Source organism: Achromobacter seleniivolatilans, assembly GCF_030864005.1.
Taxonomy (GTDB): domain Bacteria; phylum Pseudomonadota; class Gammaproteobacteria; order Burkholderiales; family Burkholderiaceae_B; genus Achromobacter; species Achromobacter seleniivolatilans.
Window position 1 is genome coordinate 6239320 of the sequence record NZ_CP132976.1, and the last position, 15866, is coordinate 6255185.

16 protein-coding genes are annotated in these 15866 nt (G+C 62.0%); 8 read left to right on the forward strand and 8 right to left on the reverse strand.

The window, feature by feature from the left end; translation table 11 throughout:
• The first annotated feature begins 258 nt into the window (after nt 1-258).
• Nucleotides 259-942, forward strand: a complete 684-nt coding sequence (locus RAS12_RS28165; protein WP_306951661.1) for a peptidoglycan DD-metalloendopeptidase family protein — start codon at nt 259-261, stop codon at nt 940-942.
• A 25-nt stretch (nt 943-967) separates the two neighbouring features.
• Here the strand turns inward: RAS12_RS28165 and RAS12_RS28170 are convergent, their stop codons facing one another.
• The 3 genes from RAS12_RS28170 to RAS12_RS28180 all read right to left on the reverse strand — a co-directional run bounded on the left by RAS12_RS28170 (nt 968) and on the right by RAS12_RS28180 (nt 3279).
• Complete coding sequence (locus RAS12_RS28170; protein ID WP_306943601.1) at nt 968-1735, reverse strand: amino acid ABC transporter ATP-binding protein; 768 nt, start codon at nt 1733-1735, stop codon at nt 968-970.
• A complete protein-coding gene (locus RAS12_RS28175) occupies nt 1732-2391 on the reverse strand; it encodes an amino acid ABC transporter permease (protein ID WP_306951663.1) in 660 nt (219 codons plus the stop codon). Before RAS12_RS28175 ends, RAS12_RS28170 begins: the two co-directional genes overlap by 4 nt.
• 105 nt (nt 2392-2496) lie before the next feature.
• A complete protein-coding gene (locus tag RAS12_RS28180) occupies nt 2497-3279 on the reverse strand; it encodes an amino acid ABC transporter substrate-binding protein (protein WP_306943604.1) in 783 nt (260 codons plus the stop codon).
• A 193-nt stretch (nt 3280-3472) separates the two neighbouring features.
• Between RAS12_RS28180 and RAS12_RS28185 the strand changes: the two genes are divergently transcribed.
• Together RAS12_RS28185 and trhA are read left to right on the forward strand one after the other, a co-directional pair.
• A complete protein-coding gene (locus RAS12_RS28185) occupies nt 3473-4561 on the forward strand; it encodes a P1 family peptidase (RefSeq protein WP_306951665.1) in 1089 nt (362 codons plus the stop codon).
• A gap of 89 nt (nt 4562-4650) precedes the next feature.
• Nucleotides 4651-5280, forward strand: coding sequence for a PAQR family membrane homeostasis protein TrhA (gene trhA / locus RAS12_RS28190; RefSeq protein ID WP_306943607.1), 630 nt, complete (start codon nt 4651-4653; stop codon nt 5278-5280).
• 16 nt (nt 5281-5296) lie between these two features.
• On the opposite strand, the gene RAS12_RS28195 is transcribed toward trhA, so the two are convergent.
• Nucleotides 5297-5770 (reverse strand): Lrp/AsnC family transcriptional regulator, encoded by a 474-nt coding sequence (locus tag RAS12_RS28195; protein WP_306943608.1) that lies wholly within the window; start codon nt 5768-5770, stop codon nt 5297-5299.
• 138 nt (nt 5771-5908) lie between these two features.
• On the opposite strand from RAS12_RS28195, the gene kynU reads away from it, so the two are divergent.
• Together kynU and RAS12_RS28205 are read left to right on the forward strand one after the other, a co-directional pair.
• On the forward strand, nt 5909-7159 hold the full coding sequence (gene kynU / locus RAS12_RS28200; protein ID WP_306943610.1) for a kynureninase: 1251 nt from the start codon (nt 5909-5911) through the stop codon (nt 7157-7159).
• Nucleotides 7160-7245: 86 nt separating this feature from the next.
• Nucleotides 7246-8655: an amino acid permease gene (locus RAS12_RS28205; protein ID WP_306943611.1), complete on the forward strand. Its 1410-nt coding sequence runs from the start codon at nt 7246-7248 to the stop codon at nt 8653-8655.
• Nucleotides 8656-8708: 53 nt separating this feature from the next.
• Here RAS12_RS28205 and RAS12_RS28210 read toward each other — a convergent pair whose 3' ends face one another.
• From RAS12_RS28210 to RAS12_RS28225, 4 genes are all read right to left on the reverse strand, one after another.
• Nucleotides 8709-9128 carry a VOC family protein gene (locus RAS12_RS28210; protein WP_306943612.1) on the reverse strand — a complete coding sequence of 140 codons (420 nt, stop codon included), beginning with the start codon at nt 9126-9128 and terminating at the stop codon, nt 8709-8711.
• A gap of 69 nt (nt 9129-9197) precedes the next feature.
• Nucleotides 9198-9887 carry a helix-turn-helix transcriptional regulator gene (locus RAS12_RS28215; RefSeq protein ID WP_306943614.1) on the reverse strand — a complete coding sequence of 230 codons (690 nt, stop codon included), beginning with the start codon at nt 9885-9887 and terminating at the stop codon, nt 9198-9200.
• A 71-nt stretch (nt 9888-9958) separates the two neighbouring features.
• Nucleotides 9959-10819 carry a hypothetical protein gene (locus tag RAS12_RS28220; RefSeq protein ID WP_306943615.1) on the reverse strand — a complete coding sequence of 287 codons (861 nt, stop codon included), beginning with the start codon at nt 10817-10819 and terminating at the stop codon, nt 9959-9961.
• Between the two features lie 145 nt (nt 10820-10964).
• Nucleotides 10965-11432, reverse strand: a complete 468-nt coding sequence (locus RAS12_RS28225) for a CopD family protein (RefSeq protein WP_306943616.1) — start codon at nt 11430-11432, stop codon at nt 10965-10967.
• Nucleotides 11433-11566: 134 nt separating this feature from the next.
• Here RAS12_RS28225 and RAS12_RS28230 point away from each other — a divergent pair, with 134 nt between their 5' ends.
• From RAS12_RS28230 to RAS12_RS28240, 3 genes are all read left to right on the forward strand, one after another.
• The gene (locus RAS12_RS28230) at nt 11567-12076 is read left to right on the forward strand and encodes a sigma-70 family RNA polymerase sigma factor (protein WP_306943618.1); all 510 of its coding nucleotides are present in this window, start codon (nt 11567-11569) and stop codon (nt 12074-12076) included.
• Nucleotides 12055-13068, forward strand: coding sequence for a FecR domain-containing protein (locus RAS12_RS28235; RefSeq protein WP_306943620.1), 1014 nt, complete (start codon nt 12055-12057; stop codon nt 13066-13068). Before RAS12_RS28230 ends, RAS12_RS28235 begins: the two co-directional genes overlap by 22 nt.
• Nucleotides 13069-13244: 176 nt before the next feature.
• A complete protein-coding gene (locus tag RAS12_RS28240; protein WP_371321228.1) occupies nt 13245-15812 on the forward strand; it encodes a TonB-dependent receptor in 2568 nt (855 codons plus the stop codon).
• The last annotated feature ends 54 nt before the right edge of the window (nt 15813-15866 follow it).

Consider the following 15866-nt stretch of genomic DNA (forward strand, 5'->3'; position numbering starts at 1 on the left):
CGCATTGTGCCGAGGCAAATTCTGTTCGGCGTGATCAGCGGTTTATACACGGACCGTGCGCGGCTGCGAAGCGTTCACGCCACACCAGCTGGCGAAAATCTTGGTACCCTTGAGTGCGCTTTCATCCAACCGCCCACTTCAGTGCCTCAGGTTTCAGTGCTTTCCTTGCCCGTTCCGACCCAGCCTCAGCTTTCGCCCTTGTCTCTTAACGCAGACTACGGCGGTCCGATACGCGCCAGGCCGTTGCGGCGCGTCTGGATGTGCGTTTGCATCGTGGCGCTGCTGGTTTTGCTGGCTGCCTGCGGCACGACCAAGGTGCAACCCGGCTACTACCGGGTTCAGTCGGGCGACACGCTGACGCAGATCGCACGCAAACAGGGCACCTCGGTCAGCAACCTGGTGCGCTGGAACAGTCTGTCGAATTCCAATTCCATCGAGGTCGGGCAGATGTTGCGGGTCGAAGCGCCCGCCGGTCAGGCAACCAAATCCACCCCCAGCGCCAGCAAATCCAAACCGGCAGCATCCTCGCGTGCAACGCCTGCCCCGACGGCCAAGCGGCGCACCGCCCCGCCCGGGGCGATCTCGCTGGTATGGCCGGCCCAGGGCAAGGTCACGCGCAGTTATGACGGGTCTGCCTCCAACGGCATCGTTATCTCGAATGGCGCGGGCACGCCGGTTGTGGCGGCGGCAGGCGGCACCGTGGCTTATTCCGGCAGCGGTCTGCGCGGCTATGGTCATTTGGTCATCGTCAAGCACAACGCCAGTTTTCTCAGCATCTACGCGCACAACAGCAAGCTGCTGGTCAAGGAAGGCCAGAGCGTGAAGCAGGGTCAGAAGATTGCCGAGATGGGCAATAGCGACAGCAAGCAGGTCGGGCTGTATTTTGAGTTGCGTTACGACGGCCAGGCGGTGGACCCGGCAGGCAATCTGCCGCCGAAGTAAGGCGCGGCTTTACCTATCCTGCCAGTCAGGTCCGCAGTGCCTCGCCCGTATCTTGCGTCAGGGTCGAAATGAACGTAGCGGTGCGCGGGTCAGCGGGGCGGGTAAAAATCGTGCGGGACTCGCCGGATTCCACCACCGTGCCATCCAATAAGAACACCACCTCGCGGGAAACGCTGGCGGCCAGACGCAGATCGTGCGTGGCCATCAGCATGGTCATGCCTTCCGTGGCCAGCTGACGCAGCACATCCACCACTTCCGCCGCCAGGCCCGGATCTAGCGCTGACGTAGGCTCGTCGCACAGCAGAACGCGTGGCGCAGGCGCCAGCGCGCGGGCAATAGCCACGCGTTGTTGCTGGCCGCCCGACAGCGTAGCGGGCCAGACGTCCGCTTTCTCGGCCATGCCCACTTTGCGCAGCAGTTCCTCGGCACGAGCGCGGGCGCGGTCCAGCGGCCACTTCTGCACGGTCAGCAATCCTTCCATGACATTGCCGATGACCGTCTGGTGCGGAAACAATTGAAAGTTCTGGAACACCATGCCTGTCTGTTTGCGCACGCGCTGCACTTGATCGCGGGCCAGCTTGCGGCCGGGTTCGAATTGCACGGTTTCCGGGCCGATGATCAATGCCCCGCGGTCCGGGACCTCAAGCAGGTTCACGCAGCGCAGCAAGGTGCTTTTGCCGCTGCCGGAAGGGCCAATCAGTGCGGTGACGCTGCCTTCGGCGATGCTGACATCCACTTGCTTCAGCACGGGATTGCCGCCAAAGGCTTTCTCGATTTTCTCTAGGCGGATCATCGGCTTTTCTCGGAAAACACCGCGTGCTGGCCAAAACGCTTTTCCAGACGGACCTGCGCGGCAGACAGAACGGAACTGAACACCAGGTAGATCAGCGCGGCTTCGGTGTACAGAATCAGCGGCTCGTAGGTGACGGCGGCGATGCGCTGCGCGGCCTGGAAGATTTCAGGCACCGTGAGCACGGCCGCCAGCGAAGTGTCTTTGACCAGGGCGATAAAAGAATTGGACAAGGGCGGCACCGCCACGCGGGCGGCTTGCGGCAGGATCGTGCGGCGCAGCGCCTGCGCGCGCGTCATGCTTAATGAATACGCGGCCTCCCATTGGCCTTTGGTGATGGATTCGATCGCGCCGCGGATGACTTCCGAGTTGTAGGCGCCGACGTTCAGCGTGAAGCCGATCAGCGCGGCGGGCAAGGGGTCCAGCACAATGCCCACGCTGGGCAGGCCATAGAAGATCACGAACAGCTGCACGAGCAGTGGCGTTCCGCGTATCAGCCATACGTAAAAGCGCACCACGGCCACCAGGGGCGCGGGTCCGAACAGGCGGATCAGCGCCACCAAAAAGGCCAGCGCCAGTCCCAGCGCGAATGACATCAGGGTGAGCGGCACAGTGAACACCAGCCCCGCATGCAGCAGCGGCCAGAACGAATCCGCCATCAACTGAACCCAGGCGGGAACCGCCCAGGTGTTGACCTGCGCCAACAGCCAGTCAGGCAGGACGGAATGCAGCCATGGGGGCAGCGTCATGTGCGCTCCAGTCGTTTATTTGGCTGACAGATCCGTGCCGAAGTATTTCACCGAGATTGTCTTGTACGTGCCGTCGGCCTTGATATCGGCCAGCGCCTTGTTGATGGCGGCTTGCAGTTCGGGGTTGCCCTTGCGGATCAGCACGCCGGAATTGCTGAATTCAGCGGTGGTATCGGTGGCGGCGATCTTGACCTTGGCGTTTGGCTTTTGCTTCTTGAAGTCCAGGAAAGACAGGTTGTCGTTCACGGTGGCTTCGACGCGGCCAGAGGTCAACAGGTCGATGGCTTCGTTAAAGCCCTGCACGGCGACGACTTCCGCGCCATGGCTTTGCGCCAGCTTGCCAAAATTGCTGGTCAGAGTATTGGCTGACTTCTTGCCCTTCAGATCGGCAAAGGACTTGATGCTGGTGTTGTCGTCGCGCACGATCAACACTGCCGCCGATGAGATGTAGGGATCAGAGAAATCGTATTTGGCCTTGCGCGCATCGGTGATGCCCACTTGGTTGATGACTGCGTCATAGCGCTTGGCATCCAGGCCCGCGATCAGTCCGTCCCACTTGCCTTCAACGAATTGCGGCTTTACGCCCAGGCGTTCTGCGATGGCGCGCCCAATGTCTACGTCAAAACCAGTAAGCTGGCCCGACGCATCGTGGAAGGTGAAGGGCGCATAGGTGCCTTCGGTGCCTATTTTGAGCGTGCCAGCCGATTTGATCTGATCCAGCCCGGACTGGGCGTAGGCAGCTGACAGGGCGGCGGCCTGGACCAGGCCGGCAATGAACAACGAGCGTAAGAGTTTCATGGCAATGCTCCACGGATGATCGGATCACAGTGGAGAGCATGTGGGCCTGCAATGCCCTCCGGCGTAGCCGCACTCTAACAACGGGCCTATTTTTCCACAAAGCATAAGGAATAGTAAAAATATAGCTGGAAGTGATATGCGGAGACCCATGCCCCGGCGTGAGCGCGCCGGGGATTATTCAAACAGAAAGTGGTTGGAGATCGGTGTGGAACAGCAATGGAACAGACGGGCTTTCATGATGACGGCCGCAGGCGCGGCGGCGCTGGCCGGGGTGATGCCTGCCCAAGGCGCCAGCGCATCGCGGTTGACGCCGGGCGGGGGCAGCATCACAGACGTATCGGGCTTGCGTGTTGGCCACTACACCGATACCCGGCGTCCGACGGGCTGCACGGTCATCATCGCCGAGGCCGGCGCCACTGCGGGTGTCGATGTGCGCGGCGCGGCGCCGGGCACTCGTGAAACCGACTTGCTGAACCCCGTCAATATGGTGGAAAAGGTGCATGCCATTGTGCTGTCCGGGGGCAGCGCCTTCGGGCTGGATGCGGCCTCTGGCGTCATGCGCTACCTGGAAGAAAAGAAGATCGGCTTCGACGTGGGCGTGGCCTATGTGCCCATAGTGCCCGCTGCCATTTTGTTCGATCTGGGGGTGGGCGATGCGTCGATCCGCCCCGATGCCGCGGCGGGTTATCAGGCCTGCAAATCGGCCACGGCCGATGCGCCGCAAGAAGGCAACGTCGGCGCGGGCGCGGGCGCCACGGTGGGCAAGCTGTATGGCCCCAAGCGCGCCATGAAGGGCGGTATCGGCAGCGCGTCGCTGACGGTGGCTGGCGTGACGGTCGGCGCGATTGTTGCAGTCAATGCCGTAGGCGACGTGCTGGACCCGGCGACCGGCCAGATTCTGGCTGGCGCACGCACGCCGGACGGCAAGATGCTGCTGGATACGCGCGCCGCGATCCTGGCAGGCGACCTGCCCAAATCCATGCGCGAAGGCACGGCCACCACGATTGGCGTTGTGGCTACAGATGCCAGGCTGACGAAGGCGCAGGCGCAGAAAATCGCCGGTATGGCGCATGACGGTTTAGCCAGAACCATCAACCCTATCCACACCATGCTGGATGGCGACACGATTTTTGCGCTGGGCACCGGCGCCTCGAACAAGCCGGCCAACGTCATGCTGCTGGGCGTGATGGCGGCCGAGGTCATGGCGATTGCGGTGCAGCGCGCCATTCTGGCTGCCCGTGCGATCGAGGGTTACCCTGCTGCGTTGGATTTTGCTGCCTGATACCGGGCGGGCGTTCCCGCCCTTGACCTCAAGCTGTCATAGGGCGGGCACATCATGGACAGTCGGCCTACCGTCGGCAGGGGAGCAGGATGTACGAAGGCGAACGACTCAATGGCGCGACGCATCTGGCCGGCCTGGGGCTGGCGGTGGTGGCGTCGGGAGCGCTGATTTCGCGCGCGGCGCAACTGCAAGTCACGACGCAGCAGATCATCAGTTGCGCGGTGTTCGCGGCGTCGATGATTGCCGTCTACGCCTCATCTGTGCTGTATCACTGCAGCCGCGGGCAGAACAAGGCGCGCTGGGCCAAGGCGGACCACTGCGCCATCTACCTGCTGATCGCCGGTACCTACACGCCGTTGGCGTTCGGACCTGTGGAAAATGCCTGGGGCGCGGCGATGGGCGTGGCGATCTGGCTGCTCGCCGCGGTTGGCATCAGCCGCGAACTTTGGTGGGCGCGCGGCGCGGCGCCCGCCTTGCCCTTGTATCTGGCGATGGGGTGGCTGGGCGTAATGTTTGCCGCGCCCATAGCAGGGGCCCTGTCCACGGCGGGTTTGGTCTGGTTACTGGCGGGGGCGGCGGCCTACACCGTGGGGACGCTGTTCTATGTCAACGACAAACGCTGGCGTCACGCGCACGGAGTCTGGCACCTGTTCGTGATGGGCGGATCGGCCTGCCATTTCGTTACGGTATTTGGTTTTCTGCGCTACGCCCCGCCATAAACCGCGTGTAGTCTGTTCAGCGCCAGGCGGCTAGCGGCAGCATGCCGTCGCGGTTCTTCACCTTGCGCATGACAATATGCGAGCACTGATCGCGCACGCCGGTGAGCTTGCTGAGTTTGTCTTCCACAAACTGCGAGAACGCCGCCAAATTGCGTGTGCGCACGGTCAGGATGTAGTTGGAGGCGCCCGTGACGATACTGGCTTCGGTGATTTCGTCATGCAAAGCGATGCCTGCCAGGAATTCCTCGTGCCAGCCCGGACGCGATTGATCCAGTGTGACGTGGACGATGGCTTCCAACTCAAAACCCAGTTTTTCGGCATCCAGTACTGCCCGGTAATTTCGGATTAGTCCGCTTTCTTCCAGCGCCCGCACGCGGCGCAGGCATGCTGACGGAGACAGCGAAACTTGCTCGGCCAAGTCCTGATTGCTCAAGTGGCCGTTCTCTTGCAGCCGGTACAGAATGCGCTGATCAATGGCGTCAATTTGCATAATGCAATCCAATTCAAAAAAGCCGGTTTCTGTGCAATTTACTGCGGAATCTTAGGGTAAGCCACGCCTGGATTTGCAATTTTTCGGCGATATGGCGCTGCTAGTATGTACGCAGCTTATTGCCTATTGGAGCATGTCATGAATACTCGCGAAGACTGCGTCGCCGCAGACCGGTCCGATCCCCTGGCCTCGTTGAAAGAGCGATTTGAATTGCCTGCCGGCGTGCTCTATATGGACGGCAATTCGCTGGGTGTCATGCCCAAGACTGCCGCCGCCCGCGCCGCTGGCGTCATCAACCACGAATGGGGCGTCAACCTGATCCGCAGCTGGAACACCGCCGGCTGGTTCGAGATGCCCGTCCGACTGGGCGACAAGCTGGGCGCTCTGTTGGGGGCGCGCGAGGGCGAGCTTGTTGTTACCGACACTACGTCGCTCAATATCTTCAAGGCATTGGCTGCCGCGCTGCGCATTCAGCAAACTGAACACCCCCAGCGCCGTGTCATCCTGTCTGAACGCGATAACTTCCCGACCGATCTTTACATGATCCAGGGCATGATCGACCTGCTGCAGCAGGGTTACGAGATGCGCTTGATCGATAAGGATCTGCCGCTTGAAAAGGCGCTGGATGACTCCGTTGCCGTGATGCTGCTGTCGCATGTGAATTACCGCAGCGGCCAGATGCACGACATGCGCGCAGTCACGGCGCAGGCGCACGAGCGCGGCGTGCTGACCATCTGGGATCTGGCGCATGCCGCAGGCGCGGTGCCTATCGATCTGAACGGCGCCAATGCCGACTTTGCCGTGGGTTGTACCTACAAGTACTTGAATGGCGGCCCGGGTTCGCCCGCCTTCATCTGGGTGGCGCCGCGCCACATCAAGAATTTCTGGCAGCCGCTGTCGGGCTGGTGGGGCCATACACGTCCGTTCGACATGACCGTGGCCTATGAGCCTGCGGGCGGCATCCGCCGCTATCTGTGCGGCACGCAGCCCATCGTGTCTCTGGCAATGGTGGAATGCGGGCTGGATGTGGCCCACGCCGCCGACATGACGGAAGTGCGCAAGAAGTCGCTGGCGCTGGGCGATCTGTTCATTTCTCTGGTTGAAGAGCGTTGCGAAGGCCACCCGCTCACCTTGGTCACACCGCGTAATCACGCGGACCGTGGCAGCCACGTCAGTTTTTGCCATCCGAACGGCTACGAAGTGATGCAGGCATTGGTCGCGCGCGGGCTGATCGGTGACTACCGCGAGCCCGAGGTCCTGCGCTTTGGTCTTACGCCCCTGTACTTCGGGTATGCCGATGTCTGGGACGCTGTGGACATCCTGAAAGACGTGCTGGACAACCGCACTTGGGACAAGCCGGAATTCAAGGAACGAGCCGCCGTGACCTGACGAATTCAGGTACCTGAGTTGCCTTATCGCGCCGCCCGGAAACGGGCGCTACATCTATAAAGAGAGCGCAGTACAAGGAGGGGACAATGCAGCCGCAGCAAAAAAGCTTTAGTGAGATTTCTGAACGCGAACAGGGGCTCAAGCGGCGCCTGACGTCGGGTCAGATGAGCATGATCGCCATTGGGGGCGCCATCGGAACGGGGCTCTTTCTTGGCAGCAAGTTCGCCATCGGTTTTGCCGGACCCAGCGTGATCATCAGCTACGCCATTGGCGGGCTGATCACGCTGCTGCTCATGGGCTGCCTGGCGGAAATGACCGTGGCGCACTCCACCTCGGGCTCCTTCGGCGCCTATGCAGAACACTACATCGGGCCATTGGCCGGATTTCTGGTGCGCTATGCGTATTGGTCTTGCGTCGTGCTGGCGGTAGGCACCGAAGTGACGGCGGTGGCCGAATACATGGAGTTCTGGTTCCCCGATGTGCCTGGGTGGCTGTGGGTATGTACCTTTTCGGCCGCGCTGATCGTCATTAACGCAATGAGCGTGAAGGCCTTTGGCACGATCGAATACTGGTTCTCTACCATCAAGATCACGGCCATCGTCGCTTTCATCATCCTGGGCGCCTATGTGGTCTGGGGCAACCCCCAATACGGCACGGCGCAGTACACGGCGCACGGCGGCTTCTTTCCCAATGGCCTGTGGGGCATGTGGATTGCGGTGGTGATCTCGATTTTCAGCTACCTGAGCGTCGAGATGATTGCCGTGGCCGCAGGCGAGGCCGAGGACCCGGAGCAGGCCGTCAAAAAGGCATTTCGCGCCACCATCGTCCGCCTGGTTGTTTTTTACCTGCTGACGCTGGCGCTGATCTTGGCGATCGTGCCCTGGGATAAAGCGGGCAAGGAAGGCAGTCCTTTTGTGACGGTCATGCAGGCGATGGATATTCCTGGCGCGGCGGGTGTCATCAACTTCATCGTTCTGGTGGCGGCCTTGTCCGCCATGAACAGCCAGCTCTACATCACGACCCGCATGATGTTCAGCCTGTCGCGCGCGGGGCATGCGCCGTCGCTGTTCGGCCGGTTGACGCGTAGCGGAACGCCATTGAACGCGCTGTTGCTGTCCACCAGCGGCATCGCCATCGCCGTCGTGCTGAAGGTGCTGTATCCCGAGTCTGCATTCACGCTAATGATGGCGATTTCGATGTTCGGTGCGCTGTTCACGTGGATGATGATCTTTGTGACGCACTACTTCTTCCGCCGCCGCTGGGCGCGGGAAGGGGGCGCCCAGCTGTCGTTCAGGATGCCCGGCTTTCCGGTGCTGACGTTGTTGGGCGCATTTGCAATGCTGGCGATTCTGATCACGACGGCTTTCACTGGCGTCTTCAAGCTGACGCTGGTGTTTGGCGTGCCGTTCTTGCTGATCTTGGCTGCGTTGTATTTCCTGCTGTTCAAAAAGCGGGCCGAGGCAGTCGTGTTGAAGACGCGTACGCAACGTTCCTGATTACGTATGCGGCAAGCAAGGGCGCCGGCAGGCGCCCTTGGCCCGCCTGTGGTTCAGCTGGCTTGGGCTGTTGCGACCCTGACCGGTTCTTGCGTCTTGGCGGGTTCCGGCGCTGGTGCAAATACGCGCAGCCGGTGGCCGTCTGGGTCCAGCGCAACGAAGGTGCGTCCAAAATCCATGTCGGTCGGGGCTTGCAGAATGGGCAGTCCGCGCAGGCTCCACTCCACGTGGCGCTGATCAAGCGCACCGGCATCGGCTACCGTGAAGGCGAGTTCAGACGCGCCGCCGCGTCCAGCCGCGGCCGGTTCCACGGTGTAGCGCGACCACAGGCCAAGCATCAGCCCGGAGTCCAGCGCAAACAAAGCAAACGTGGCGGAAACTTCAACGGGGGGCCGTTGCAGCAGCGCGCTGTAGAACGCGGCGCTGGCTTCGGGCTTTTCTACGTAGAAGATGACGAAATTGGTGTCGGACATGATGCGCTCCTGGTGGTTGATGCGCTCATGATAGGCAGGGTTACTGTCAGTTTTTGGCAGTAGTGTGCATCAGCATTTTTTGGACGCTTGATTGATCGCCTGCCACTCTTTCAGTAAAGCGTGCCGGCGGCGGGGATAACGCCCGCCAGCGGCCAGGCTGGCAATCCGGTCGGTGCGGAAGTGGCGGAAGTCGCCACGTAATTCGCACCACGCCATGACGATACGAACGCTGTCAAAAAAGCCCAGTGCAAACGGCCAGATCACGCGGGCCGAGTCCAGACCTTTGTCGTCGCGATACGAGATTTCCAGCTTCTGTTCGGCGCGAATAGCTTGGCGGATCAATGCCACATCGACCCGGTCGACGACGGCAGCGGCGCTGGGGGCGACCAGCAACGGAATCGCATCCAGCTCGTCGCGCAGCTCTTTTGGCAGCACCGCGCCGATTTTGGCCAGCGCGTTGCGCGCGGCCAGACCCAGGTGTTCGTCGGAACGGCCCGCGACCCATCGCGTGCCCAGCACCAGCGCCTCGATTTCTTCCGTGCTGAACATCAGCGGCGGCAGCATGAAGCCGGGTCGCAACACGTAACCCACGCCCGGTTCGCCTTCGATTTCGGCGCCCTGGCATTGCAGGGTGGCGATATCCCGGTACAGCGTGCGCAGGCTGATTCCCATCTCGGCCGCCAGGCGATGGCCGCTGACGGGCAGGCGGTGGCGGCGCAGGGTCTGGAGCAGGTCCAGAAGTCTTTCAGTACGGGACATGACAGGGCAAAAAGACGCAATCCCCGAATGCTGCCACGAAATGGCAGCATTCGGGGATTGATTTCGCTGGCTCAGGAGCCGGCTTTCTTGCCTGTTGCGACGTCGATTACCGAGCCATCTTCCAGGCTGACGCGGTAGATCTCGCGAATCACGTTGCCGGCGAAGCCGATCTCAACAATCGAGACATCCTTGAACGTGGTGTTGATGCCTTCCGGCAGCACTGCATTGAATTTCTCGGACTCTTGCTTCATGGCATCTTGCAGGCGCGTGTCATACATCGCCATGCTGTAGACGAGCGTGGTGTGCGGATTGTGCGAGCGCGTTTCCTTGCCGTCTTGCATGACGTTCACGCCGCTCACACCCACCGTCTTGACCAGCTGCTTGCCCGCGTCGGCCATCTTGGCGTAGACGGGACCCGTGACGCGCGGCAGCGGGCCGTCGCGCAAGGGGGCCATGGCGGCCATGGTCACGGTGTTGTAGCTCATCATGTCTTCGAAGCCCTTGCCCGATTTCACGACGCCCAGGTCCAGCCACCACGGATGGCCCGCACCCTTGGCGGCTTCGGTCGGATAAAAGGTTTTCAGCGTGACTTGCAGCGGAGCCGGCGGCTTGGGCAGGGCTTTGAGCATGCGGGCAGGCGTGCCGGCGTCGGCGTTGTGGATGTGAACCACCGTGACGTGAGGCATGTTGGGCGTTTCTGCTTCGGTCTTCAAGCCCAGGGCCAGCAGGTCTTGCTTGAGTGTGGGGTTGATCTTGGCGTCCAGAACGGCGTTGACGTCTTGGGGCAGGCGGTACACGACGCCGTACGTGGCCTTGTGGGCGCGGAATTCCGGCTTTTCCAGGGCGCTGTTGTCGATGGCGTCGGCGGCTTGAGCCGTGAACGAGGTGGCGAACAGGCCAAGAGCGGCCAGATGCATTGCACGTTTGATCATGGGAATCCCTTATCGTTGTTGACATGACCCGCGAGAGTCATCCGCAGTGTGGCCACCGCGGATGTACTGGGTATTGCACCAAGCAAAAGAATTCCGATACCAGTCGCCACTTGCCCGATAGCTGGGCGGCGCGGCTGGTATCCAGTTAGACCAAAAAGACGACGCCCAACGTCACGATCCCCAGGATCAGGTTGACGCCGACCGCCAAGCGGATGACTGCCATGGTCTGTCCGCCCAGGGGCCAATCGGACGCGGCCACTGCGGCGCGCAGGCGCTTATAGAGCGCAAACCGGATGTGGCCAAAGATGGCCATCATGACCAAGCCGCCACAGGCCATCAGGGTCCAGCTGAGCGGCATAAAGAAGGAGCCGCCGGTTTGCGCGGCCTCTTTGGCCATTTTTCCGATCATCCACGCGCCCGACACCAGAATCAGCACGATGGACGCCAGCACGGCGTTCAGAAAAGGGCCCAGCACGGCAACCATCAACTTCAGGCGCACCGGGGGTTCCAACTGCGCGGCCGCCGGCCGCAGGAAACAGTGCGCAAACAGCATGCCCCCAACCCAGAGGATCACGGCGAGCACATGCACGAATTTCAGAACGCTATAGAACATGGGGGCAGCCTGTAAAGAAGAGGGGGGATTCCGTCCCCATCATATCGAATGCGTTTGGACTTGACCTAAATCATGGTTTTGCATTTAGAATGAGATTGATTTCTATTTGTAGTAGTGAGTTCAGGGAGCGCAACGTGACCAACCCCGTGCTCGCCTCAGGCGACGCCGTTCAACTTTTGTATCGCAGCCATCATGGATGGCTGCATAGCTGGTTGCGCGCGAAATTAGGCAATACCTTTGATGCTGCCGATTTGGCTCAGGACACGTTTGTCCGGGTGTTGCGCCATCGCCATGAGCTGGACGCGCTACGCGAACCCCGTGCTTATCTGACCACGATCGCCAAGCGTCTGCTGTTGAATCATCACCGCCGCCGCTCGGTGGAACAGGCGTATCTGGAAGCATTGGCGCTGATGCCCGAACCGATTGCGCCGTCGGCCGAGCAGCGGCTGATCATTCTGGAAACGTTGCAGGAAATAGATGAGATGCTGGCGGGTCTTTCCTTGCCGGCGCGCCAGGCTTTCCTGATGGCGCAGCTGGAAGGCCTGAGCCACGGTGAAATCGCAGCCAGGCTCAATGTGTCTTTGCGGTCCGTGCATCGCTACATCGCGCGGGGATTCGAACAATGCATCATGGCGATCAGTTGAACGCGCCGGCCGAACAGGCGGGCGAACAACTGCCCGCCGTGGAACGCAATGTGGCGCGCGAAGCCGCGCGTTGGCTGCTGCGCCTGAGTTCAGGCCGCGCCACGGACGCCGATGTGCATGCCTGTGACCAATGGCGCGCCAGCAAGGTGGAAAACGAATATGCCTGGCAGCGTGCGCAACGGGTGAATGCCCGCTTTGGGCTGATTCCGTCGGCGCTGGGCATGGCGACGCTGATCCGCCCTGAACTGAAACAACGCCGTGCCGCGCTGAAGGCATTCGTGGCGCTGATGGTGGCAGGGCCGGTGGGCTGGGCCGCCTGGCGCGCCGATCCACTGGACTGGACCGCCGATTACCGCAGCGCGGTGGGAGAACGGCGCAATGTGACGCTGGCTGACGGTTCCACCTTGCAACTGAACACGGACAGTGCTGTCGATGTCGAGTTCGATGCCGCGACGCGTCTGGTGCGGCTGCGGTCGGGCGAGATTGCCGTGCACGCCGTGGCGGATGCCTCCTTGCCCGCGCGTCCGTTTGTGGTGCGCACACATCTGGGTGAAATCGAAGCGCTGCCCTCGCGGTTTTGTGTGCGCGAGGACGGGGGGCGATGCCAGGTCAGCGTGCAGGAAGGGCAGGTCCGGGTCAGCAGCGGCGCGCACCCGGGGCGTTTCTTGAGCTTGTCTGCGGGTGAGCAGGGCAGTCTGAGCGAAGCCGCGCTGTCGCCGCCCATGGCTGCCGATCCGCATGCGGGCGACTGGATGCGCGGCGTCCTGTATGCCAGTCAATTGCGCCTGGATGGCTTTGCCGCCGAGTTGGGCCGGTATCGCCGGGGCGTTCTGCGCTGCGACCCGGAAATTGCGCATCTGCGGATATCGGGCGCGTTTCAGTTGAACGACACCGACGCGGTGCTGGCCGCTTTGCCAGCCACTTTGCCGGTGCAGGTGATCTACCGCACACCTTACTGGGTCACGATCGGGCCGCGCGTGTCCACGGCGTGAGGGTTGCGCTGTTACAAATTAATGGCGCTCAAGCTGTCCGATTCAAGAATCACGAGGGTCATGGTCTGTATAGGCAAACGAATGCCGATACCCGTTGGATCGAAAGGACGACCATGGCTTATCTCCCCGCCGGCCGCGCAAGCAGCCCCCGAACCGCCCGCGGCGCGCAGCACCGGATGACCCGGCTCACTTGCGCGGTACATGCCGCATTGGCCCTGACCGCCGTGTCTGCCGCCATGTTGCCGATCGCCAGTGCACAGGCTCAGACCTCGGTTCAGGGACAGTCTCAAGCGCAGGCGCGCAGCTATCGCATTCCAGCTGGCATGCTGGCTGACGCCTTATCGCGCTTCGCGGATAACGCGGGCGTCACGGTGGTATTCGACGCGACGCTGGTGGGGCAACGCCGCACGGCTGGTCTGGACGGCGTGTACTCCGTAAACGAGGGTTTCGCGCGCCTTCTGGAAGGCAGCGGCCTGGCAGTTCAGCAGCGCAGCAACGGGGTGTTCGTTCTGCTCACCGCGCAGCCGGGCGGCGTGACGCAACTGGCGCCGGTCAAGGTGGAAGGCGAGGGCGCCGTCGTGACGCCAGCCTGGGAAACCACCACGGACCGCAAGCGCATGGACGAGTTGCAGATCAAGAACTGGAGCGATCTGGGCAAGCGCGCCGAGCCGGGCGTGAGCTTTAACCGTTCGAACAACAGCATCAACATCCGCGGCCTGGACCAGGACCGCGTGCTGACGCGCGTGGATGGCATCCGGCTGCCGTGGCTGGATGATGGCGCGCGCGGCGTGAAGGGCGGTCTGGAAGCCGTGGATTTCAATAGCCTGTCGCGGCTGGATATCGTGCGCGGCGCCGACGCCAGCAGCGGCGGCTCCGGCGCAATCTCGGGCATTGCTGACCTGCACACGCTGAATCCGTCAGACCTGCTGACCGATGGCAAGACCTTCGGCGCGCTGGCCAAGACGGACTACGATTCGGCGGACGCCAGCTGGGGCGCCAACGCTGCGCTGGCCGGACAGATCCACAGCAACACCTTCTGGCTGGTGCAGGCGGGCATGCGCAACGGCCATGACCTGGACAACCGCGGCGACGTGGGCGGCTATGGCCCCAATCGCAGCCAGCCCAGCCCCGAAGACTATGACCAGCGCAGCTTTCTGCTGAAGCTGCAACAGCGAGTGGAAGGTGGCCATCGCTTTGGCCTGACCGGTGAATACTTCAAGCGCAATGCCGACGTGGACAGCATGTTCGAGCAGGGCGCGGGCACCAGCTATCTGTACGGCGAAAACAGCACCAGGAAAGAAACCGAACGCGAACGCGTGTCGATGGACTACTCGTTCAGAGCGCCCGGCGAAGGCAGCCTGATCGATACCGCGACCGCCGTGGTGTATTGGCAGCGTCTGCGTCTGGATAACTCGCAGAACGGCATCCGCAGCGTCGATTCCCGCGCCCGCATCATCCCGGGCGACCCTTTCCGCTACGGTTTTCCCAGCGGCCCCTATGGCCGCAGCAATTCGATCCAGCAAACGATGTTTGGCGTGAACGGCGAATTGACCAAACGCCTGGCCGGCGCGTCCGTATCGCAGTTGTGGACGGTCGGCGGCGAATGGTATGGGAACAAGACCGAGCAGAATTCCAGCGGCTACGACAATTGCCCGACCTTGCGTCCGGGCCTGCCCGCGCCATTCGGTCCGCGTTCGTGCGACATGCTGCATACCAACCAGGCCGATGTGCCGCAGTCCAAGGGCAACCAGTGGGCGTTGTGGGTGCAGGACGAATTCAGCTTTGCCGACGGCCGCTACACCGTCATGCCGGCCTTGCGTTACGACCACTACGAGCAAAAACCGCAATCCACGGATAGCTACGCCAGCAACCCGAATGCGGGCGCGCTGCCGTCGTCCAATGGCGGCAACCGCTTCTCGCCCAAGCTGCTGGCGACATGGAAGGCGATGGATGAACTGAGCTTGTACGCTCAGTACGCCTATGGCTTCAAGGCGCCAAGCCCCACCCAGCTCTACACCAATTACGGTGGCCCTGGCACGTATCTGCGCGTGGGCAACCCCTATTTGAAACCCGAAACCAGCAAGGGCTGGGAACTGGGCGCCAAGATCGGCTCTGATGATCTGGGCGGTGCGTTATCGTTGTTTGATAATCGTTATCAGAACTTTATCGATGGCGATGTGCCGTTGAATGCCAGCTCGCCGCAGTGGCAGCCGTCGTGGGCGGGGCAGTACCCCTTGGGGGTGACGGGCAATGTGAATCGCGGCAAGGTGCGCATCTATGGCGCAGAAGCCAGCGCTCACTGGAAGTTCGCGCCCGGCTGGCGCACCTGGGGTTCGCTGGCCTGGGCCGTGGGCAAGGACGAAGGCACGGGCCAGTACCTGAATTCGGTGGCCCCGCTGAAAGCAGTGTTGGGCGTGGGGTATGGCCGCGACGTGTGGGGGGTGGATGCGCTGTTGACCACGGCCCTGCAACGCAACAAGGTGGAGTATCCCGAAGCGGCCGCGGGCACGCCCAATCCTGATTTCAAGGCGCCGGGCTATGGTGTGGTGGACCTGATGGGTTATTGGCGTCCCGCTTCGGTTAAGGGACTGCAAGTGCAGGCTGGCGTTTTCAACCTGTTCGACAAGAAGTACTGGGAGGCCATCAACGTGCCGACCGCTGGCGCGATCACGATTCCGCGCGCGGTGGATTGGTACACGGAACCGGGACGCAGCGTGCGCGTCTCATTGACCTACCAGTATTGATTCCGCGCTGCCGCCGTCCGGCGTCAGCCGGGATGGCGGCGGCTTTTCGCAATG